The sequence below is a fragment of the Microlunatus soli genome (assembly GCF_900105385.1).
Taxonomy (GTDB): domain Bacteria; phylum Actinomycetota; class Actinomycetes; order Propionibacteriales; family Propionibacteriaceae; genus Microlunatus; species Microlunatus soli.
Genome location: NZ_LT629772.1, coordinates 6014285 through 6034580, shown reverse-complemented (window position 1 = coordinate 6034580; position 20296 = coordinate 6014285). Strand labels below are relative to the sequence as shown.

General features: G+C 67.7%; 22 protein-coding genes. 9 read left to right on the top strand and 13 right to left on the bottom strand.

The genetic code is table 11. The features are described from left to right. Positions 1-86 precede the first annotated feature (86 nt). Positions 87-1283, top strand: a complete 1197-nt coding sequence (locus tag BLU38_RS27650; protein ID WP_172836239.1) for a nucleotide disphospho-sugar-binding domain-containing protein — start codon at positions 87-89, stop codon at positions 1281-1283. Between the two features lie 58 nt (positions 1284-1341). Further along, positions 1342-2979: a phosphoglucomutase (alpha-D-glucose-1,6-bisphosphate-dependent) gene (gene pgm, locus BLU38_RS27645; RefSeq protein ID WP_091529763.1), complete on the top strand. Its 1638-nt coding sequence runs from the start codon at positions 1342-1344 to the stop codon at positions 2977-2979. Positions 2980-3143: 164 nt separating this feature from the next. Here pgm and BLU38_RS27640 read toward each other — a convergent pair whose 3' ends face one another. Further along, a complete protein-coding gene (locus tag BLU38_RS27640) occupies positions 3144-4805 on the bottom strand; it encodes a potassium channel family protein (RefSeq protein ID WP_172836238.1) in 1662 nt (553 codons plus the stop codon). Between the two features lie 5 nt (positions 4806-4810). Next, on the bottom strand, positions 4811-5422 hold the full coding sequence (locus BLU38_RS27635) for a GrpB family protein (protein ID WP_157683759.1): 612 nt from the start codon (positions 5420-5422) through the stop codon (positions 4811-4813). A 102-nt stretch (positions 5423-5524) separates the two neighbouring features. On the opposite strand from BLU38_RS27635, the gene BLU38_RS27630 reads away from it, so the two are divergent. The 5 genes from BLU38_RS27630 (at position 5525) to BLU38_RS27610 (ending at position 8321) form a co-directional block, all read left to right on the top strand. Beyond that, entirely contained in the window at positions 5525-5917 is a 393-nt protein-coding gene (locus BLU38_RS27630; protein ID WP_091533277.1) for a VOC family protein, read from the top strand. A gap of 209 nt (positions 5918-6126) precedes the next feature. Continuing rightward, positions 6127-7323, top strand: coding sequence for an inorganic phosphate transporter (locus BLU38_RS27625; protein WP_091529754.1), 1197 nt, complete (start codon positions 6127-6129; stop codon positions 7321-7323). Positions 7324-7333: 10 nt separating this feature from the next. Next, on the top strand, positions 7334-7600 hold the full coding sequence (locus tag BLU38_RS27620; RefSeq protein ID WP_091529749.1) for a hypothetical protein: 267 nt from the start codon (positions 7334-7336) through the stop codon (positions 7598-7600). A 32-nt stretch (positions 7601-7632) separates the two neighbouring features. Beyond that, entirely contained in the window at positions 7633-8010 is a 378-nt protein-coding gene (locus tag BLU38_RS27615; RefSeq protein WP_091529743.1) for a DUF3349 domain-containing protein, read from the top strand. Continuing rightward, on the top strand, positions 8007-8321 hold the full coding sequence (locus BLU38_RS27610) for a DUF3349 domain-containing protein (protein WP_091529739.1): 315 nt from the start codon (positions 8007-8009) through the stop codon (positions 8319-8321). Before BLU38_RS27615 ends, BLU38_RS27610 begins: the two co-directional genes overlap by 4 nt. A 10-nt stretch (positions 8322-8331) precedes the next feature. On the opposite strand, the gene BLU38_RS27605 is transcribed toward BLU38_RS27610, so the two are convergent. Together BLU38_RS27605 and BLU38_RS27600 are read right to left on the bottom strand one after the other, a co-directional pair. Beyond that, on the bottom strand, positions 8332-9210 hold the full coding sequence (locus BLU38_RS27605; protein ID WP_231920069.1) for an alpha/beta fold hydrolase: 879 nt from the start codon (positions 9208-9210) through the stop codon (positions 8332-8334). A gap of 5 nt (positions 9211-9215) precedes the next feature. Continuing rightward, positions 9216-9785: a dihydrofolate reductase family protein gene (locus tag BLU38_RS27600; RefSeq protein ID WP_091529733.1), complete on the bottom strand. Its 570-nt coding sequence runs from the start codon at positions 9783-9785 to the stop codon at positions 9216-9218. 100 nt (positions 9786-9885) lie between these two features. Here BLU38_RS27600 and BLU38_RS27595 point away from each other — a divergent pair, with 100 nt between their 5' ends. Beyond that, entirely contained in the window at positions 9886-10413 is a 528-nt protein-coding gene (locus BLU38_RS27595; RefSeq protein ID WP_091529731.1) for a winged helix-turn-helix transcriptional regulator, read from the top strand. A gap of 13 nt (positions 10414-10426) precedes the next feature. Here the strand turns inward: BLU38_RS27595 and BLU38_RS27590 are convergent, their stop codons facing one another. The 6 genes from BLU38_RS27590 to BLU38_RS27565 all read right to left on the bottom strand — a co-directional run bounded on the left by BLU38_RS27590 (position 10427) and on the right by BLU38_RS27565 (position 16917). Continuing rightward, a complete protein-coding gene (locus BLU38_RS27590) occupies positions 10427-12148 on the bottom strand; it encodes an acyl-CoA mutase large subunit family protein (protein WP_091529728.1) in 1722 nt (573 codons plus the stop codon). A gap of 91 nt (positions 12149-12239) precedes the next feature. Continuing rightward, positions 12240-13052 carry an amino acid ABC transporter ATP-binding protein gene (locus tag BLU38_RS27585; protein WP_091533273.1) on the bottom strand — a complete coding sequence of 271 codons (813 nt, stop codon included), beginning with the start codon at positions 13050-13052 and terminating at the stop codon, positions 12240-12242. A gap of 71 nt (positions 13053-13123) precedes the next feature. Beyond that, positions 13124-14077 (bottom strand): amino acid ABC transporter permease, encoded by a 954-nt coding sequence (locus BLU38_RS27580; RefSeq protein ID WP_091529724.1) that lies wholly within the window; start codon positions 14075-14077, stop codon positions 13124-13126. A 1-nt stretch (position 14078) separates the two neighbouring features. Beyond that, entirely contained in the window at positions 14079-15041 is a 963-nt protein-coding gene (locus tag BLU38_RS27575) for an ABC transporter substrate-binding protein (RefSeq protein WP_091529721.1), read from the bottom strand. A 45-nt stretch (positions 15042-15086) separates the two neighbouring features. Then, positions 15087-15899 (bottom strand): deaminated glutathione amidase, encoded by an 813-nt coding sequence (locus BLU38_RS27570; RefSeq protein ID WP_091533270.1) that lies wholly within the window; start codon positions 15897-15899, stop codon positions 15087-15089. Between the two features lie 13 nt (positions 15900-15912). Beyond that, positions 15913-16917, bottom strand: a complete 1005-nt coding sequence (locus tag BLU38_RS27565; protein WP_197679895.1) for a substrate-binding domain-containing protein — start codon at positions 16915-16917, stop codon at positions 15913-15915. 103 nt (positions 16918-17020) lie between these two features. Here BLU38_RS27565 and BLU38_RS27560 point away from each other — a divergent pair, with 103 nt between their 5' ends. Further along, positions 17021-18367: an aminotransferase-like domain-containing protein gene (locus tag BLU38_RS27560; RefSeq protein WP_172836237.1), complete on the top strand. Its 1347-nt coding sequence runs from the start codon at positions 17021-17023 to the stop codon at positions 18365-18367. Positions 18368-18507: 140 nt separating this feature from the next. Here BLU38_RS27560 and BLU38_RS27555 read toward each other — a convergent pair whose 3' ends face one another. The 3 genes from BLU38_RS27555 to BLU38_RS31275 all read right to left on the bottom strand — a co-directional run bounded on the left by BLU38_RS27555 (position 18508) and on the right by BLU38_RS31275 (position 20281). Further along, positions 18508-19008, bottom strand: a complete 501-nt coding sequence (locus tag BLU38_RS27555) for a MarR family winged helix-turn-helix transcriptional regulator (protein ID WP_091529713.1) — start codon at positions 19006-19008, stop codon at positions 18508-18510. Positions 19009-19085: 77 nt separating this feature from the next. After that, on the bottom strand, positions 19086-20102 hold the full coding sequence (locus BLU38_RS32210) for a PH domain-containing protein (protein ID WP_091533268.1): 1017 nt from the start codon (positions 20100-20102) through the stop codon (positions 19086-19088). Between the two features lie 14 nt (positions 20103-20116). Continuing rightward, positions 20117-20281, bottom strand: coding sequence for a hypothetical protein (locus BLU38_RS31275; RefSeq protein WP_172836236.1), 165 nt, complete (start codon positions 20279-20281; stop codon positions 20117-20119). Between the last annotated feature and the right edge of the window lie 15 nt (positions 20282-20296).

Here is a 20296-nt window from a genome sequence, read left to right as displayed (position 1 = left end):
CGTACACCGGTCCCGCGAAACCCGCCTTGATCTTCGCTGAGAACAACCCGGGCGGCTGGCACCGCGCTCTGCCAAGCTTGCCGATCGTGAGAATCCTCTTTGCGACCGCGCCGGGCTACGGCCTCACCCTTCCGTTGATCCCGATGATGTGGGCGGCGCGAACCGCCGGGCACGAGGTGCTGCTGGCGACCACCTCGGAGATGACCGAGGCCGGTGCCCGGGCCGGCCTGGCCGTCTATGACGTGTTCCCGGCCAGGGACGTCTGGGGCGACCTGATGCGACAGGTGATGGACAAGACCGCCGATCATGGCGACGAGCCGGAGGAATACCGGCTTGCCCGCCAGAGCATGGGACCGTTCGGGCTGTTCACGGCGTCGATGACCGCCGGCACTATCGAGGCCGGTCGCGTCTTCCGCGCCGATCTCGTCGCCTACTCCTCCGACCATGCGCCGGGGATGTTGACCGCGGCGGCGCTGGGCGTTCCAGGGCTGGAGATCGGCAACCGGGTGTCCTGGTCGACCCGGGACGTGGACTGGAGCCAACGCGCCGATCGGGGCGAGGACGAGGTGACCGCGTTCATGCGGACCAAACTCGGGATCGGTGACCGGCAGGCCCGTGTGATCGCCAGGATCGATCCGCGCGCACCCAGCATGGGCGGCCTGGGCAACGACGAGCAGGCCGCCGATGCCCGGGACGGCGTGCCGTGGTGGCCGATGAGTTACGTCCCCTACAACGGCGGCGCCGTTGTACCGCCGTGGGCCCTGCAGCCAGCCGACCGGCCCCGGATCGCGGTCACGCTGGGCACTGTCGTCCCGGTGATGACCGGGGTCAGCAACCTGCGGGTGGTGATCGAGGCGCTCGGCGCGATGGAGGTGGACGTGGTGCTCGCCGCCGGCACGACCGACCTGACCGAGCTCGGCGAACTGCCCGACAACGTGTCCTCGGTAGGCTACCTGCCGCTGTCGACCTTCCTGCCCGGCTGCGCGGCGATCGTGCATCACGGCGGATCGGGGACCACTGCGGCGCCGCTGTACTACGGGATCCCGCAACTGGTCCTGCCGTCCTTCGCCGACAATCCGATGTCGGCCCAGCGGGTGGTCGACCGCGGCGTCGGCCTGTCCCACGATCCGGCGACGGTGGACGTCGACACCGTACGAGAACTGGTCGATCGGTTGCTGTCGGAGAGGTCCTTCGCCGACGCCGCCGCCGAGGTCAGCGCCGAAATGGCGGCCCAGCCGAGCCCGGCGATTGTGTTGGCCCGCGCGGTTGCCGCGCTGAACTGATCGGATCCGCGCGGCGTCGGGGCGACGCGGACGGGCCGGATGTGGGCAGAATGTGCCTATGGCTCACCCACGCGCAGGCACGCCCGCCCTCCCCCAAGACCTGATCGACGTCGACGCGGTGGTCGGCGCCTACTACGACCGGCGCCCCGATCCGGCCGACCCGGACCAGCAGGTCGTGTTCGGCACCAGCGGGCATCGCGGCTCGAGCCTGGACACCGCCTTCAACGAGGCGCACATCGCCGCCACCACTCAGGCGATCGTCGAGTACCGCGCGGGCCAGGGCATCACCGGTCCGCTCTATCTCGGTAAGGACACCCACGCCCTGTCACTGCCGGCATGGAAGACCGCGATCGAGGTGCTGCACGCCGCCGGCGTCACGGTGCTCTGCGAACAGGACGACCAGTTCACCCCGACCCCGGCGGTCTCTCGGGCGATCATCAACCACAACCGGGACGCCGCACCGGCCGAGATCGCCGACGGCATCGTGGTGACCCCGTCGCACAACCCGCCCCGGGACGGCGGTTTCAAATACAACCCGCCGCACGGTGGACCGGCCGACTCCGACGCCACGAAGGCGATCGCGGCCCGGGCCAACGAGTTGCTCGGCGATCTGTCGGCGATCAAGCGGACCGGCTTCGAGCACGCGATCACCGAGGTCACCCGCTACGACTACCTCGGCCGCTACGTCGCCGACCTGGCACTCGCTGTTGATCTCGAGGCGATCAAGAACGCCGGTGTACGGATCGGCGCCGATCCGCTGGGTGGTGCCAGTGTCGAGTACTGGGGCCGGATCGGCGACCAGTACGGTCTCGATCTCACCGTGGTGAACCCCGAGGTCGATCCACGATGGTCGTTCATGACCTTGGACACCGACGGCAAGATCAGGATGGACTGCTCCTCGCCGAACGCGATGGCGTCCTTGATCAACAAGCTCGCCGACGGCGCCGGCTACGACATCGCAACCGGCAACGACGCCGACTCCGACCGGCACGGAATCGTCACCCCCGATGCGGGTCTGATGAATCCCAACCACTACCTGGCGGTGGCGATCGGCTACCTGTACGCCCATCGCGACGGTTGGCGCGGCGACGCCGGCGTCGGCAAAACCTTGGTCAGCTCGTCCATGATCGACAAGGTGGCCGCCGACCTCGGCCGGACGCTGGTCGAGGTGCCGGTCGGTTTCAAGTGGTTCGTCGACGGACTGCGCAGCGGCGCGGTCGGTTTCGGTGGCGAGGAGTCTGCCGGTGCGTCGTTCCTGGCCCGGGACGGCAGCACCTGGACCACCGACAAGGACGGCATCCTGCTGGCCCTGCTGGCCAGTGAGATCCAGGCCGTCACCGGCAAGAGCCCGAGCCAGCACTACGCGGCGTTGGAAGCCGAGCACGGCAGTCCTGCCTACGCCCGGGTCGACGCTCCCGCCGACCGGGAGCAGAAGGCCAAGCTCGCCGCCCTGGACGCCGATGCGATCACCGCGACCGAACTGGCCGGCGACAAGATCACCGCAGTGCTCACCAAGGCCCCCGGTAACGACGCCCCGATCGGCGGTCTGAAGGTGACCACGGACAGCGCCTGGTTCGCCGCCCGTCCTTCCGGCACCGAGGACGTCTACAAGATCTACGCCGAATCGTTCCGCGGCCAGGACCATCTCGCCCAGGTCCAGGACGCCGCCCGCGAGGTCGTCAACGCAGCCCTCTGACCCTTCCTGAACGCGATATATCAAGGTTAGGCACCCTTCCAGGCCGTTGAAGGATGCGTAACCTCGTCGGATCTGGGCGAGGCGGAGCTCGAGCACAGCCACGATCCGACGAGGTTACGCACCATTTTCGCCCCAGGAAGGTGCGCAACCTTGATATATCGCGGTCAGCTGCGACGGGTGACCTTGGTCAGCAGCAGCATCCTGGCCAGTCCGGTCCGGGTCGCGGCAACTGCGAGTTGATCACCGACGGCGAGCCTCGGGTTGCCCGGCTGCCAGTCCCAGCGGTTGCCGCCCACCGGCCGATGGGCGAGCACCCGCGCCACATCGGGATCCGGAAGCTCACTGAGCCGGATCCCGGCCGCGCCGGAATCCGCCTGGACCGTCAACTCGGTGAAGATCAACACCCATCGGCCGATCGGAAAGATCAGCCGGTCGGTACGGCTCAGGGCCGCCGACGCGAAGGCCGGCGCGGCGAGCATCGACAGGCTCCGGGTCGCGCCGAGTTTCAGTCGGCGCTCGACCCGGCCGGCGAGTTCATGATCGAAAACGCGGGTCACCACCCGGACGTTCTCCTTGGCCTGCTTGGCAACCAGACCGATCTCCAGGTTGACCGAGTCGTTGTCGGTCAGTGCCAGCACCGCATGCGCGCGGGACACTCCGGCGGCAGCCAGGATCGCGTCCTCGCCGGCGGCTCCGATCAGCACCGGGATCTTCCGGGCCCTGATCCGGGAGACGCCGACAGCCCGTTCGTCCTGTTCGATCGCGACCACCGAGACGCCGCGGCTGTGCAGCCGGATCGCCACCTCGGTCCCGATCCGTCCGAGTCCGCAGACCACCACATGATCACGGGGACGGCCACGGATCCCGCCGGACAACTCCTCCAACCGAGCACTGATCAGGGCGTCGACGATCACAGCGGTGATGCCCGAGGACAGCATCAGACCGAAGAGCTGGATGATCACGGCGCCGAAGCGGAAGCCGACACCGAGGTGTTCCTCGGAGTCGCCGATCCCGGTGTCGGTCGACGCGGTGAAGGCCAGGTAGAGCGCCTCCAGCCAGTCGACGCCGACCAGCTTGAAATAGACCGTGCTCAGCAGGATCAGGATCGCCAGTCCGAGCAGCACCAGTCGTAGCCGGCGATCGATCACTCTGGTCAGCGCGCCGAACATGCCCGACTGCCGAACGGCCGGACTGCTGCGTCCGACCAGCTCGGTCCCCAACACGATGTCACCGGTGGCATCAGCCGGCAGCACCGCGCCGCTGAGCTCGGTCTGCTCGCTGTCTCCGATCACACCGAGCCGGTCTCCACCGACGCGGTCCGCGGGTCCGGCGACCACCAGCCGACCACCGATCTCGAAGGTCATCGTGTCCGTCGTCGCCAACGCGGCCGCAACGAACGACGGCGCGGCCAGCGCTGCCGGCGACAGGATCTCGCATTCGCCGAGCACCGGACGCAGCCGGGCCCCGAGCCGGGCGTCGGACAGTCCGAGCACCAGCCGGACCTCAGGATTCAGTTCCTCGACGACCAGCGCCACCCGGATCACCCAGACGTCGTCCTCGTCGATGATCACCGCTGCCTTGGCCCCCTTGATGCCGGCGGCGATCAGATCCGGTTCCCGGACCCGACCCGCGGTGACCACCTCGGCGCCGTGGGCCCGGGCGTCGCTGATCAGATCGGGATCGGCCCCGGCTCGCGCGACGATCACGGTCTGCTCGCCGGCGCGTTCGAGCTCCTCGGTCAACCGGACCACGATGCTGTCCGCGCCGACCACCACCACATGTCCGACACGGTCGACGTGGCTCGTCTCCTCGGGGGCGTCGGGCATGGCGGTCATGGTAGTGAACGCCGGGCGCGTCGGCCCTCCTCGCCGAGCGCACGGTCAGCATGCAGCAGTGCGGCGACCACCTCGGTCTTACCCGCCGTGTAGCTGCGCCGGTCGACGCCCTCGGCGGCAAGGGCGGTCTTCACCGCCTCATAGCGACGTCGAGCTCGAGGGTCACGCCGCAGCAGATCGCGAAACCGCAGATAGTTCCGCCACTGCTCGTCGCCGTGTCCGACGACATGGAGATGGGCCACCCGGTACCGCGGCCGCGTCTCCAGGACGAACAGTCGACCGCCGTCGCTACCGGCATCACCCCGATAGATCCAGCCGTCGTTCAGCAGGCGGCGCTGCACCGGCGCGAACCGCTGATCGGATCGGACACCGACGGCGAGGTCGATGATCGGTTTGGCCAGCAGCCCTGGTACTGAGGACGAGCCGACCGGTTCGACGGCGGCCACCGACCCGTCGAGCACGGCGGCCACCCGCTCGGCCAGCACCTGCCCCGCGGCCACCCAGGCCCCCGTCGTCCGGGCGAGCCGGAGCACCGAGTAGTCCAAGCCCAAGCCAGCCGTCGTCAGCGCTTCCCTGTCGACCTTCTTCTCCGGCGTCGGACCATGCACAGCGCGATCCTGGCAGATGCTCTGCGCCCGACACCGCGCGGCTGCTCGCCGACACAGCTAACGTGGCCGATGATCCGCATCGGCGGCCGAACGGAGACCACCATGACCAGCACCTTCACCGAACTCGCGATCGACTGCGCCGACCCGGTACGGCTGGCCGACTTCTGGTGCACCGTGCTCGGCTATGCGGTGCTGGAACAGGACGACGAGATCGTCAGCATCGGGCCGGCACCGGCGGACACGCCGGCCCAGCCGGCGCGATCCGGACCGATCGCGCCGACGCTGACCTTCGCCCGGGTACCCGAAGAGAAGTCGATCAAGAACAGGGTCCACCTTGACCTCAGTCCGGCCGACCGGGATCAGGACGCCGAGGTGGCCAGGTTGCTCGCGCTCGGGGCCCAGCGGGTCGATGTCGGCCAGACCGGCGAGGAGAGCTGGGTCTGCCTTGCCGACCCGGAGGGCAACGAGTTCTGCGTCCTCGCCGGTCGCGACTGATCATCGGCTGCAGGATTCGTGGCACCGCGTCGCCGAGCTCCAGGGTTACCAGCAGGCGACGGGACGGCGCTCGGCAAAGGTCGCCACGTCGGGCATCAGATGAACAATCGGTGAACACCGCACCACGTCGTTTGAACATTCAGCAACATCTCGCCGAGCAACGCTTCTCGGCTCGACGGGAACGATTTCGAGGGCGTTGACTCTGCTGTGTGGAAGCCTTATTCATCCTCGTCGTGGTGATCGTCGTCGCCTTGGCCTTCGACTTCACCAACGGATTTCACGACACCGGGAACGCGATGGCGACGTCCATCGCCACCGGCGCCCTGAAGCCCCGGACCGCCGTCGCCCTCTCGGCGGTACTGAACCTGGTCGGCGCGTTCCTGTCCATCGAGGTCGCGCTCACCGTCACCAACAAGGTCGTCGACATCCAGGGCGAGAACGGCGCCCCGTTGGCCGACCTGATGGGCGTGCCAATCCTGACCATCGTGTTCGCCGGTCTGGTCGGCGGCATCCTGTGGAACCTCACCACCTGGTTGCTCGGACTGCCCTCCAGTTCCTCCCACGCCTTGTTCGGCGGGCTGATCGGATCGGCCATCGCCGCGCTCGGCTGGGGTGGCGTCAAGTGGAGCGGCGTGGTGACCTCGATCATCCTGCCCGCCCTGTTCGCCCCGGTGATCGCCGCGCTGGTCGCCGCGATCGGCACCCGGCTGGTCTACACGATCACCGCGAAGGTGGCGCCCGGAGCTCGGGAGAAGGGTTTCCGCTGGGGCCAGATCGGTTCGGCATCGCTGGTCTCGCTGGCACACGGCACCGGCGACGCGCAGAAGACAATGGGGGTGATCACCCTGGCGCTGATCGCGTACGGATCATGGACCAACACCGAATCGATCCCGCTGTGGGTCAAGTTCGCCTGCGCGATCGCCATTGCCGCCGGAACCTACATCGGCGGCTGGCGGGTCATCCGGACACTCGGCAAGGGACTGGTGGAGATCGAGTCGCCGCAGGGGATGGCCGCCGAGACCGCTTCGGCAGCGGCGATCCTGACCTCTTCCCACCTCGGCATGGCGCTGTCCACCACTCACGTCGCGACCGGTTCGATCCTCGGTTCCGGCATCGGCAAGAAGGGGGCCGAGGTCCGCTGGAACGTCGCCGGCCGGATGGTCGCAGCCTGGCTGATCACGCTGCCCGCCGCCGGCATCGTCGGAGCACTGTGCCACCTGATCGCCAGTGCCCTCGGACCGAACGTCGGCACCGCCGTCGTGCTGGCGCTGCTGATCGCCGCGTCGGCGTCCATGTATCTGCGGTCCCGCCGGACCAAGGTCGATCCCGACAACGTCAACTCCGAGTGGCAGGGCGGCGTCGCTCCGGCCGACGAGACGATTCCGGCCGACGTGGCCAAGGCCTGAGGAGAACATCATGGGAGAGATCGTCACCGAAACCCTCAGCGCGCTGTGGAAGGTCATCGCGGTCGGCATCCTGCTGGGCGCCGGCCTGCCCGCGCTGTTCGCCCTCGGCCTGCGTTCGCTGAACGCCGGACGGACCGTGAACGCCGATGGCACCGTCACCGGTGAGACCAGTTCGTCGGGCCGAGCGTTGGCCTACGTCATCTTCGGCGTCGTGATCGCCGTTGCGCTGTTCGGTATTGTCGTGATCGTCTTCGGCAAACAACTTTTCCCGCACTGATCGTCGGTGTTCGAGCACGGAGAGGAGCCGAGATGGCCACGAACACTCCCCAGACCGACGAGCGAGGTACGTCGGTCGTCCGCCGAGTGCTCGGCTGGCTCACCGCCGGTTACCCCGACGGGATCCCGCCGACCGATCGGTTCGCCGTCGTCGCCCTGCTCAAGCGACGACTGACCGACGATCAGGTCCGCGAGATCGTCGGCGAACTCACGGCGCAGGGATCGGCGGCGTTGGCCAACGGCGTCATCGGCCAGGACGAGATCGAGGAGCTGATCCGTCGCGTCCTGGACGAACAGCCGTCCGCCTCCGACATCCAGCGGGTCTCGGCACATCTGACCGCCGGCGGCTGGCCGTTGGCCGATGAGCTCGACGTGCCGACCGAGGACTCCGCCGGCGGCGACCGGCCGTGACGCCCTCGTTCCTGGCCGCGATCATCAACTGGTTGCGGGTCGGCTATCCCGATGGAGTCCCCGAACAGGACTACGTTCCGCTGTTCGCCCTGTTGGCGCGCCGGTTGTCCTCCGAGGAGGTGCACCAGATCGCCGAGGCGATCATCCGGCGCAACCAGGGTGCGGAGATCATCGACGGTGCGACCAACGTCGACATCGGGGTGCAGATCACCAAGCTCACCGACGAGATGCCCCGTGAGGAAGACGTCGCCCGGGTGCGATCACGGCTGGCGGCGGCCGGCTGGCCGTTGGCCGACCCCAACCGCGGCTGAGACGCACACACTAGCCAGTCAGCCGCAGGATCTCCGGTACGACGATCGGCCAGACCTGTGACGGCGGCGACTGATGGCCCATGCCCTGCAGCGGCACAAGCCGCGCACCGGGGATCTCCGCCGCCAGCGCCTCGGCATGCCCGAACGGGAAGAAGGCGTCGCGGTCGCCGTGCAGCACGAGTGTCGGCCGATCGATCTGCGTCAGCGACCCCCGCACCTGATCGCCCGGCTCGCACAGCCAGTGATTGCCACTGGCAGCGGCGATGTCGCGCGTCCGGTCGACGACCCGGGCGGCGAGTCGTCGCTCCACTGCTTCGTCGAAGAAGCCGGCGCCGATGAAGGTGCGTTGCGCGTCGACCAGGTAGTCGATCACCGCTGCCCGGTCGGCCCAGTCCGGTTCCGGCGGTGGATCGGCGAAATAGGACGCGACGGGCTCGATCGATGCTGGCAGCTGCCGGTGGGTCGCAACTGCCGGGCTGGTGGCGATCAAGGTCAGTGAGCCGACCCGTTCGGGGTGCGTCAGGGCGGCTTCCTGGGTCACGCCACCACCGGCCGATACGCCGACCAGATGCGCCGTTCGGATGCCCAACGCGTCGAGCAGGCCGACCACGTCCTCGACCAACTGCCGCCCGGTGTAGTCCGGCCGCCCCGCCGGGCACGAGGTCGAACGGCCGGTGTCGCGGTGGTCGTAGCGCAACACCCGTCGTGAACCTGCCGCCAGCTGCCGACAGAAATCGTCGTCCCAGTAGTCCATCGACGACGCCAGCCCGCTGATCAACAGGATCGCCGGATCCTCCCGGGAGCCGAACGCCTGCACACACAACTCGACGGCACCGACATCGATCAGTCGTTCCGGCTCCATGATCAACTTCGAATCGTTCGAGGTCACGGTGATCAACTCCGAGGGTCGCGGGGAATGTACCGCAGATGCACGACGCCGTTGCCGAAGCGTCGCTCGTCCACCAGTTCGAGATCGAGTTCGACGTCGTCGGGGAAGAACCTCCGGCCGCCGCCGACGACCGCCGGGGCGACGAAGAGCTGGTACTCATCGACGAGTCCGGCACGGATCGCCTGCGCGGCCAGGGTCGGGCCGTCGACAGTGAGATCGCGGTCGGACTCGGCCTTGAGCCGGCCGACCTCGCCCGGGTCGAAGCTGCGCACGATCGTGGTCCGCGTACTGTCGGCGTGGTCGAGGCTGGTCGAGTAGACGATCTTGTCGGTGCCCTGCCACTGCCGGGCATAGTCCAGGATGAACGGGTCCTGCCCGGGCTCCCGGTCGGCGGTCTCCCAGTAGCTCATCGTCTCGTACATCGCCCGGCCGTAGAGGTAGGTGCCGACGCCGGCGAACTGCTCGTTCACGAATTCGTGCACCTCGCGGTCCGGGGCACCCCAACCGAAACGGCCCTCCCGATCACTCACGTAGCCGTCCAGCGAGGTGATCATCGAGTAGATCAACCGGCCCATGACTCACTCCGTCCGATACCGATTGCGAATTGCAATCACTTAGCGAGATCGTAGCCAGCCCGGTGGTAAGTTGCAAGCAGTTGGTGCTGCGAGGAGGACCATGGCCAGACAGCCACGATCGGGATGCCCGATCAATGCCGCAGTCGAAGCGTTCGGCGACAGTTGGAGTCTGCTGGTGCTGCGAGACATCATGTTCGGCAACCGGCGCTACTTCCGCGAGCTGCTGAACGGTTCGGAGGAAGGCATCGCCTCCAACATCCTGGCCGACCGGCTGAAGCGCCTGACCGCCTCCGGTCTGCTCACCCGGGAGTCGGCGGGGCACGGCAAGCGCGCCGCCTACAGCCTCACCGAGGAAGCGATCCAGCTGGTGCCGATCTTCGCCCAGCTCGGCGCCTGGGGTCGTCGACATCGGCCGACGAGTCGTCGTCTCCGAGTCCGCGCCGAAGTCCTTGAGGAGGGCGGCAGCGATCTCTGGGACGACTTCATGGACGAGTTACGCACCCTCCATCTCGGTGCCCCGGCTCGGCATCGCGACGGACCGTCAGCGATGCAGCGGCTGGCCGCGGCCTATGCCGCGGCGATCGGTGGCGACAGCGACGACCAAGATCACTTGAGCAGGATCGGCTGAGCCTGAGCGGGACTCAGAACCGGGCCGGTTCGGTGTACTCGCCCCACTCGGTCCGCAACGCATCGCAGATCTCCCCCATCGTCGCCTCGGCACGCACCGCGGCGAGCATCGGCTCGATCAGGTTGTCCGTTCCCCGCGCGGCAGCGATCATCTCAGCAAGAGCGTCATCGACCGCTTGTTGATCACGCGCACCGCGGCGCCGCTGCAGGACCGAGCGCTGCTCGGTCTCGACCTCGTGACTGACCCGCAGGATCTCCAGCTCGTCGGTGATCGACTCGGTGTGGCTGTTGACCCCGACGATCAGTTTGTCGCCCTTCTCCAGCTTGGTCTGATAGGCGAAGGACGCGTCGGCGATCTCCGAGGTGAACCAGCCGTCCTCGATGCCGCGCAGCAGTCCTGCGGTGATCGGCCCGATCGGGTGCTCGGTGGTCCGACCGATCTGGCCCATCTCCTCGATCTGGGCGAAGATCTTCTCCGCCTCGGCCTCCAGCCGATCGGTGAGCTCCTCGACGTACCAGGATCCGCCGAGCGGGTCGGCAACGTTCGCCACCCCGGTCTCCTCGCCGATCACCTGCTGGGTCCGCAACGCGATCTCCGCGGCACGCTCGGTGGGCAGGGCCAACGTCTCGTCCAAGGCGTTGGTGTGCAGGGAATTCGTGCCCCCGAGCACCGCCGCCATCGCCTCGACGGCGGTCCGGACCACGTTGTTGTACGGCTGTTGCGCGGTCAGCGAGACGCCGGCGGTCTGGGTGTGGAACCGCAGCCACTGCGCCTTGGCCGTCGTGGCGCCGTACCGATCGCGCATCCAGCGCGCCCAGATCCGGCGTGCGGCGCGGAACTTCGCGATCTCCTCGAAGAAATCGACATGGGCGTCGAAGAAGAAGCTCAGGCCGGGTGCGAACCGGTCGATGTGCAGACCTCGGGACAGCCCGAGCTCGACGTAGCCGAATCCGTCGGCCAGGGTGAAGGCGAGTTCCTGCGCTGCGGTCGAGCCGGCCTCACGGATGTGGTAGCCACTGACGCTGAGCGGCTTGTAGTCCGGCATCGTGGAGCTGGTGTACTCCATCAGGTCGCCGATCAGTCGCAGGTGCGGCTCGGGAGCGAACAGCCACTCCTTCTGGGCGATGTACTCCTTGTAGATGTCGGTCTGCAGGGTGCCGTTCAGGGTGCTGATGTCGGCACCCTGGCGCTCGGCGGCGACGACGTACATGCAGAACGCCGGAACGGCCGGACCCGAGATCGTCATCGACGTCGTGACGCCCCCGAGGTCGATGCCGTCGAACAGTGCCTCCATGTCGGCGGCCGAGTCGATCGCCACCCCACAGTGCCCGACCTCACCGAGACTGCGCGGATCGTCGGAATCCCGGCCCATCAGGGTCGGCATGTCGAAGGCGACGCTCAGCCCGCCGCCGCCGGCCTTCAAGATCATCTTGTAGCGCTCGTTGGTCTGTTGCGCGTTCCCGAAGCCGGCGAACTGCCGGATCGTCCACGACCGACCCCGATAGCCGGTCGGATACAGACCCCGGGTGTACGGGAACTCCCCCGGCCAACCGATCCGCTCCATCCGCGGATCCGCACTGCCCTCGGGCGGCCCGTAGACGGGATCGACCTCGGTCCCGGACAAGGTGCTGAAGTCCGCCTCCCGGACCCTGCCCGCAGCCTCGGCCTCGGCGTACGCCTGCGCCCATCGGCGGCGGCCCTCGGCAGCAGCGCCTGCGTCATCAGCGGTCGTCATGGGAACCACCTCCAGGACAAATACTAGGACGTCCTACTAAATCACGCCCGAAGGCCTCCCGGAGGCCGACCTGACTCAGTCTGGATCCAGCTCAGTGGATCCGCGCCAGGAAGGACTGGGTCCGCGGATGCTGCGGCGCGTCGATGACCGCCGAAGGCTGCCCCGCCTCGACCACGACACCGTCGTCCATGAAGACGACCCGGTCTGCGGCCTGCCGGGCGAAGCCGATCTCGTGGGTCACGATGATCATCGTGTAGCCCTCGTCGGCCAGCTGGCGCATCGTCGCCAGCACTTCGCCGACCAGTTCCGGGTCCAGGGCCGAGGTCGGCTCGTCGAACAGCAGCAATTCCGGCTGGATCGCCAGCGCCCGGGCGATCGCCACCCGCTGCTGCTGCCCGCCGGACAACTGCCGGGGATAGGCATCCGCACGGTCGCCCAGCCCGACCATCTCCAGCAACTCCAGGGCCCGTCCCCTGGCCGCCGCCCGCGGGACGTGGTGCAAGCCGACCGGCGCCTCGATCAGATTTTCCAGAGCTGTCATGTGGCCGAACAGGTTGAACTGCTGGAACACCATGCCGACCGTGAGCCGCTGCCGGGCGGCCAGCCGATCCGAGGCACGCACCAGTCGATCACCGTGCACCTGATAGCCGATCTGGACGCCGCCGACCGTGATCGAGCCGGCGTCCATCTCCTCCAGGTGGTTGATGCAGCGCAGGAAGGTGGACTTGCCCGAGCCGGACGGGCCGAGAATCACCACCACCTCGCCGCGCCGGACGTCCAGGTCGATGCCCTTCAACACCTCGACCCGACCGAACGACTTGTGCACGTCACGAGCGACGACGACCGGCGGTTGGTCGCCGGCTCCGGCTGTCGGCACGTCGGTTGTCGCGGTCTCGGCCTTCATCGGTCCTCCGCTGGTCGGGACTGCATTCATCCTGCCGGTCCTCCTCGTCCGGGAATCGGCTGCCGCCGCGCTCATCGCGGATCACCACCCGTCAGCTGCGCCGCCGGCCGTCGGCTGCGGAACCAGCCGGTGACCAGCGCGGCGAAGGAGGATTCTCCTGCCGCCGTGCCCCGCGAGAAATGGAACTCGATGAAGGACTGGACGATGTTCAGCACCGTCGTCACGATCAGGTACCAGACCACGGCCACCAGCAGCAGCGGAATCGTCTGAAAGGTGCGGTTGTAGACCGACTGCACCGTGTACAGCAGATCCGACATCGCGATCACCGAGACCATCGCCGTCGCCTTCACCATGTTGATCAGCTGATTGCCGGTCGGTGGGATGATCGAGCGCATCGCCTGCGGCAGTACCACCCGACGCAGCGCCCGACCACTGTTCATCCCGAACGCCTTGGCCGCCTCGCGCTGTCCCGGGTCGACCGACAGCAGCCCACCGCGGATGATCTCGGCCATGTAGGCGACCTCGTTCAGCCCCAGTCCGAGGATCGCCGCCGTCACCGGCGTGATCACCTGGTTGGTGTCCCAGGAGACCAGTTCGGGCCCGAACGGAATCGAGATCGACAGCCGCGGTAGCAGTGCGGCCAGATTGAACCAGAAGATCAACTGCACCAGCAGCGGGGTGCCGCGGAAGAACCAGACGTACACACCGGCCAATCCGCTGACCAGCCTGTTCCGCGCCATCCTGGCGACCGCGACGAGCACGCCGAAGACCAGACCGATGACCATCGAGACCGCCGACAGCCAGATCGTCGTCCACAGCGCCTTCCCGACCGACGGTGCCCGGAACCACGCCCAGACCACCGACCACTCGAACTTCTCGTTGGTGATCAGGAACTTGATCAACCCGATCGCAATCAGGACGACCGCGACCCGCGCGATCCATTGCCCCCAGCGGATCCGATGGGTCGCACCCGCTACGTCGCGGCCGGCCGCGGGAGCGACATCGTTAGCCGGAACGGCGGACATCTCAACTCACCGCCATGTTCTTGCCGGGCTTGTCGATCATGTTCGCCTCCAAGCCCCACTTCTTCATGATCGCGTCGTAGCTGCCGTTGTCGTGCAGTTTCTGCAGCGACTGTTGCAGCAGCGGGACCAGGGGCGAGTCCTTCTTGACCACTGCACCCTGGTACAGGTCCTCGAATCCGTTCTGCTGGCCGGTCCCCGCCAGCTCCAGCTTCCCGCCGGACTCCTTCACGAAGTAGGTCAACGGCGCCTGGGAGGAGAAGAACGCATCGGCCCTGCCGGACTGGACGGCCAGGATCGACGACGGCTGATCCTTGAAGCTCATCACGGTGAGCTTGGGTTTGCCCGCCGCGGCGCACTTCTTCTGCTGATCCTTGATCACCTTCTCCGCACTGCCACCCGCCTGCGCGGCGATCTTGGCCCCGCAGGCGCTTTCCAGTCCGGTGATCTTCTTGGGGTTGCCCTTCGGGACGGCAAAGACGACGAACTCCTGCACGTAGTCGACGAAGTCGTTGGACTGTTGGCGCTCCTTGAAGTCGCCCACCGGGCCGAACGCCATCTGGTAGCGGCCCGAGGAGATCCCGGTGAGCTCGCTCGGCAGACTGTCCACCGTCTTCTCGGTGATCTTGACACCCCACAGCTGCCCGAGCGCGTTCAGCAGATCCGCACTCGCGCCGGTGGTGTTGTGATCGGAACCGACGATCAGGTAGGGCGGGAAGGACCCGCTGTTCACCGACACCAACTTCCCGCTCTTCTTGATGTCGGCCGGCAGCATCGCGCGCAGCTGCGGATCGGTCTTCAACGTCGGCTGCTTCGTCGCCGCCGTGGATGTGTCGTCGTCGTTCTTCGGGCCGACCTGATCAGGATCCTGTGCACTGCAGCCGAAGGTCAGCAGTGCTGAGACCAGAGCGGTGCCGACCACGGCGGCTCGGCGACGGTTCCTCGTACGAGTCCGGGAGTTGATCATGGAACAGACCTTCCGGTTCAGATGATCATGCGGTGATCATCGGGTTCAACGGACAGCTTCTGATGACCGGTGGCGACCGAGGACCGGCGTGCCGAATCGTCGGTTCTGCAGGACCGGCAGCGAGGATCGGGCCTCTTCGATGCGTCGACGGTCGAGGGAGGCGACGAGCAGGGTCGGTTGCTCGGCACCGGCTGCGATCGTGACACCCAGCGGGTCGACGACCAGGGAGCGACCGATGTTGCGCGCGCTGATCTCGCCCACTCCGATCAGGTAGACGGTGTTCTCGACCGCACGGGCGGTCACCATCACCCGCCAGTGGTCCTCCTTCAACGGCCCACGGACCCAGGCCGCCGGCAGCAGCAGCGCATCGGCGCCGGCTACCGCCAGCGCGCGAGCCAGTTCGGGGAACCGGACGTCGTAGCAGGTCATCAGCCCGAAGGCGAAGTCGTCGATCCGTACGATCGGTGGCACCTCGTCCCCGGGAACGACATGATCGGATTCCAGCGAGGCGAAGGCGTCGTAGAGATGCAGCTTGTCGTAGCGGGCGATCAGGTCGCCCCGGTCGATCACGACGTGTGCGTTGATCGCCTTTCCCTGATCGGGAACGTGCACCGTCCCGGCGATCGCCAGCCCGTGCCGTTCGGACAGGTCGCGCAGGCCGCTGACGAAGGGCCCGTCCACCGGTTGCGCGGCACGTCGGGGCAGGTCCGGGTCGTCGGGGTCACGGGCGATGATGCCTTCGGGCAGCACGAGCAGCCGGGCCCCCTCGTCGACCGCGCGACCGGCCAGGTCACCGATCGACGCCAGATTCTGTTGCCAGTCGTCCGCCACCCGCATCTGGCCGAGGGCTATCTTCATCGTCATTTCTCCTTCAGCGGTGTGCGAACGTCGGGCGGGCGTCGTACGCCGCGGGGATGTCGATCGGGAACAGATCGGACACGGCCGGCGCCGCCGGCAGCAGTCGTTGCCGCTCGAGTTGCTCTGAGAACGCAGCGACCATCTCGCCCTGGCGATCGAGCCCTGGCTGGTCCCAACCGGCCGGCAGCACGCGGGACTCCCGGAGCAGATCGTCGATGATCCACATCGACGTCTCGGCGTAGCGCCGGCGCTTCTCGGTCCAGATCCGTCGCGACTCCACCAGGGCAGCGCTGATCTCGACGGCGATCTCCTGGTGCGACCGGAGAAAGTCACTCCGAAAGCCCAGCACATGAATGCCGGGCACGAAGTTGTGCCGGTCGGCGTAGGCCGCCTCGGCGCCCGCCAGATCGTCCAGCAACGGCCGCCACAGGCTGTCGGAGGCGAAGAAGCCGGTCGGCATGAAGGGCGTCAGCACTGCGTCCAACTCCCCCGCCGACAGCATCTCCATCAGCGGGCGTTCCCGCGGGTCCGCCTCGATGTGCCCCGGTCTGCCGAACCCGGCCAACCGATCCTGCACCGGATGGTGCGCGGTCAACCGACCGACCACCCAGCGGGCGTCGTCGATGCCGACGCCGCTCTCGGCCAGCACGGCGCGGGTCCAGGTGTTGCCGGAGTCCTGCCAACCCGTCAAGCCGATGGCGCCACCGCGCAGGTCCCGCACCGCGTGCGCCGAACTCTGGCGGGACACGATGATGCAGCGATGCCGGAACGACTGCATCATCCAGTGCGGAAGGGCCGTGACGTCGGTCGCGCCGGCCGCGATGTGCTGGGCATAGCGGCTGAGCGACGTCTCGGCGACCTCGAAGTCGGTCCCGCTCGACAGGTCGACCAACGCCGGCACGCGATGAATGTCCAGCTCGACACCATGCCGGTCCAGGGCCCGCCGATCGGTCTCACCCAACAGGAGTGGTGTCAACCAATCCCAATCACGTAAGGCCATTCGAACCGTCATGGTCATCGACGACATCCATCCTCGGAGTGCTGGGGCGACTGATTCCGATCACGATATGGCCATGACGATGATATGTACAATACCTAAACGTTACTGTACATTTCTGATCATGAACGAGGCCATCGGGACCGACTGGCTCGCCGAACGGCTCCCCAGTCCGACGGCGAAGGATCTGGCCGCGGATCTCGGCCAGTTGATCAAGCACGGCGAGATCCCACCCGGCGCCCGGCTGCCACCGGTCCGCGATCTCGCAGCGGTACTCGGCGTCAGCCCCGCGACCGTCTCGAGCGCTTGGCAGCGGCTTCGGGCCCGCGATGTGCTGGTCGGCGGCGGGCGTTCGGGTATGCAGGTCGCCGGCGCGCCGACCACGCCCCGACCGGTGCGCTACCAGAGCGAAGGCGACTTCGGCAGCGGGCTGCGCTTCGATCTCAAGCTGTCCGCACCGGATCCTGCCTTGCTCCCCGACCCGATGGCCGTGCTGGCAACGCTGCCTCGACCGGCCGACCTCAACGACTACACCCGAACCCGGATCGTCGAGACCCTGGATCGGGCGGCACGCGCCGAGTGGCCCTACCCCGCACGCTCGCTGATGACCGCCAACGGTGGCTACGAGGCGTTGATGATCACGCTGAACACCTTCATCCAGCCGGGCGACATCGTCCTGGTCGAGGACCCGTCGACGGCCCGGATGCTCGACATCATCGACCTGACCGGTGCCCGCACGGTCCATCTCGAGCGCGACGCCGAAGGAATCCTGCCCTCCGCCCTGCGGTCGGCGTTGTCCGCTCGACCGACCGCGCTGGTGCTGCAGCCGAGTCTGCACAATGCACTCGGTGTGGCAATGACGGCCGGCCGCCGTGACGCGCTGGCCGCGGTGCTGGCCGGGACGGAGATGTTGATCATCGAGGACGACGGGTTCGGGCCCCTGGTGGACGGTCCGATCCACACGCTGTCGGCGACCGCACCGGAACAGTCGGTCTACATCCGTTCCTACTCCAAGTCCCACGGACCCGATCTGCGGCTGGCGATCCTGGAAGGCCCGGCCGCAGTGATCGACAGGATCAGCGACTACCGGCAGTACGGCTCGGCCTGGTCCAGCCGCATCCTGCAGGAGTGCCTGGCCGCCATGCTGACCAGCTCGGAGATCCGCCGTGGCGTCCAGCGAGCTGCCGCCACCTACGACCGTCGACGGGCGGCCCTGGAGTCGGCACTCCGCGCCCGCGGGCTGGACGTCCCGACCGTCCGTGGCATGAACATCTGGCTGCCGGTCGTCAACGAGCGCTTTGCGATGGTCACCCTTGCTGCACACGGGATCGCCGTCATGTCGGGCTCTCGGTTCGGTGCCACTGCGGCCACCGATCACATCAGGATCTCGGCCAGCACCCTGCGCGACGCCCAGACCGCCGAGGTCGCCGACGCACTGACCCGCGCAGTAGCCGGCCCGGGCAAGCGTTGAGCCTCGGCGCGGCGAAGATGATCTTGCTCTGCCCGCAGCCGGACCGTGGCCGACGCTCACAGGCCTCCATCGGGAGGTCGGCGATGCAACCTGTGATCAGCTGTGGCAGCGTGCCCCGGTGCACCACCACCCGGGCATGATCAAAAATCACCCGCTGCCGCACGAGGTGCGGCCAGCATCGCCGTCAGCGCACGGCACTGCTCCTCATCCAACGAGCCCAGGCCGAACTGCGCATCGGTGATCACGGCGCGGGCGCGCTCGGTGATCTGCCGGCCGGCCGGGGTGATCTCGGCGAGCACGGCGCGGCCGTCCTCCGGATGCCGGTTGCGGGTCAGATAGCCGCTGGCTTCCAGCCGTTTCACCAGCGGAGTCACCGATGTCGCATGAACCTGCAGCCGCTCGCCAATCTTTCCCAACGGCAGCGAACCCCGACGGGAGAAGGCGAGCAGCACCAGCACCTCGAACCGCGCGAAGGTCAGCTCGAGCGGGCGGAGCCGTTCGTCCAACTCGGTGATCACCAGCTGGTGCACCCGCATCAGGGAGGTGACGGCCTCCATCCGGTCCCGCTCCGGCCAGCGTTGCTCCCAGGACCGAGCGGCTGCGGCGATCGGATCGAACGGCAGTCGATGCCGTTCGGGCACGCCGTGCTCCGGCGCATTGCCCGTGGCGGCGGCGCGCTGGGTCCGAGCGGCGGCGGATTGCGTTCCTGGGATGGTGATCAGCTCCTGCTTCCGGTGGTGTCATCGGGTGCCTGCTCGTCCGATTCTTCCGTACCGTTTTCGGTGTCGCTGCGTCGGGACCGTGCCCCGGTCGGCACCCGAGAGCCCGAGCGGTCGGCGTCGTCGGGGTCGGACTCACTCAACGTCACCCGGGCTGCACCCGGCAGCCGGTCCCGCAGCGATCTGTTCGGCGCCTCGGAACCGGCCACCTGCTGTCGGGCCCGCTGATGCTCGGCGCGATCCCGTACCGACCAGGCCTGGGTCCAGTGTCGGCTCTCATCGGCGCCATCCCCGGCCGTCTCGTGGGCCATCACGTCCCGGCTCGGGATCTCGGTCCCGTGCACCGGGTCCCGGGCCGGTCCGTTCCCGGCAAGCCAGGCGGCATCCTCTTCCGGCGTCGGGGTGCGACTGCCGTCGGTCGGGTCGCCGTCGTCGAGCAGGTCGAGATCGAGGTCGTCGTCATCGCCGCCACGGGCTTCCCGTCCGTCACTCAGCGGGCGCATGCTGGATCGCAGGCCCGAACGCTGGATGACCCGCTGGATGGTGAGATCTCGTTCGTCGGGCCGAGCGACGTAGCGGATGTCCCGCAGCCCCTGGTCCTGGGCCGCGGACTCGAACACGAAGTGCCCGTAGGAGAAGATCCGGCCGATCATCGGCTTGTGCACCGAGATGTCCAGGATCCGCGACATCGGCATCGTGGCGGTGTGCTGGCTGAAGATCCCGCGCACCCGGAACACCCGCATGTTGGTGATCACGAAACGATCCATGTGCGCGGCCAACATCCGATAGCCGCCGATCCCGATCACCACCAGGCCGACCACAATCGGCAGCAGTGCGATCTGCACCGGCACCACGAACGCGGTCAGGATCACCAGCAGCCCGAGTGCAATGATCAGCACCGGCAGCACGAACGCCATCGGGTGCCGACGGACCTCGTCGACGACGATCTCACCCTCGTCGGCGATCAGGTGGCTGGAGACCCGTGGATCGGCGAACTTGCGCCAGAAGCCGGCCATCGAGCCCGTTCCGCTCAAGCGGCGAGCGAGGTGAAGAAGGTCATCACCGAATCAACACCCTTGCCTACCGCTCCGAACGCCCCGCGCACCGCGTCCGCGGCATCGGTGGGCCGAGTGAACAGGTAGAAGAGCGCGAAGATCACCACCAGCGCCAGCACGATGCGCTTGATCCACTTCACGGTTGACTCCTCGTC

Bases quoted from the DNA above. Each gene is read 5' to 3' on its own strand.
- BLU38_RS27595 (WP_091529731.1), top strand. From the start codon at position 9,886: ATGGCCAGACAGCCACGATCGGGATGCCCGATCAATGCCGCAGTCGAA.
- BLU38_RS27590 (WP_091529728.1), bottom strand. From the start codon at position 12,148: ATGACGACCGCTGATGACGCAGGCGCTGCTGCCGAGGGCCGCCGCCGA.
- BLU38_RS32210 (WP_091533268.1), bottom strand. From the start codon at position 20,102: ATGGCCGGCTTCTGGCGCAAGTTCGCCGATCCACGGGTCTCCAGCCAC.
- BLU38_RS27630 (WP_091533277.1), top strand. From the start codon at position 5,525: ATGACCAGCACCTTCACCGAACTCGCGATCGACTGCGCCGACCCGGTA.
- pgm (WP_091529763.1), top strand. From the start codon at position 1,342: ATGGCTCACCCACGCGCAGGCACGCCCGCCCTCCCCCAAGACCTGATC.
- BLU38_RS27560 (WP_172836237.1), top strand. From the start codon at position 17,021: ATGAACGAGGCCATCGGGACCGACTGGCTCGCCGAACGGCTCCCCAGT.
- BLU38_RS27600 (WP_091529733.1), bottom strand. From the start codon at position 9,785: ATGGGCCGGTTGATCTACTCGATGATCACCTCGCTGGACGGCTACGTG.
- BLU38_RS27585 (WP_091533273.1), bottom strand. From the start codon at position 13,052: ATGAAGGCCGAGACCGCGACAACCGACGTGCCGACAGCCGGAGCCGGC.
- BLU38_RS27620 (WP_091529749.1), top strand. From the start codon at position 7,334: ATGGGAGAGATCGTCACCGAAACCCTCAGCGCGCTGTGGAAGGTCATC.
- BLU38_RS27640 (WP_172836238.1), bottom strand. From the start codon at position 4,805: ATGCCCGACGCCCCCGAGGAGACGAGCCACGTCGACCGTGTCGGACAT.
- BLU38_RS27565 (WP_197679895.1), bottom strand. From the start codon at position 16,917: ATGACCATGACGGTTCGAATGGCCTTACGTGATTGGGATTGGTTGACA.
- BLU38_RS27575 (WP_091529721.1), bottom strand. From the start codon at position 15,041: ATGATCAACTCCCGGACTCGTACGAGGAACCGTCGCCGAGCCGCCGTG.
- BLU38_RS27615 (WP_091529743.1), top strand. From the start codon at position 7,633: ATGGCCACGAACACTCCCCAGACCGACGAGCGAGGTACGTCGGTCGTC.
- BLU38_RS27580 (WP_091529724.1), bottom strand. From the start codon at position 14,077: ATGTCCGCCGTTCCGGCTAACGATGTCGCTCCCGCGGCCGGCCGCGAC.
- BLU38_RS27570 (WP_091533270.1), bottom strand. From the start codon at position 15,899: ATGAAGATAGCCCTCGGCCAGATGCGGGTGGCGGACGACTGGCAACAG.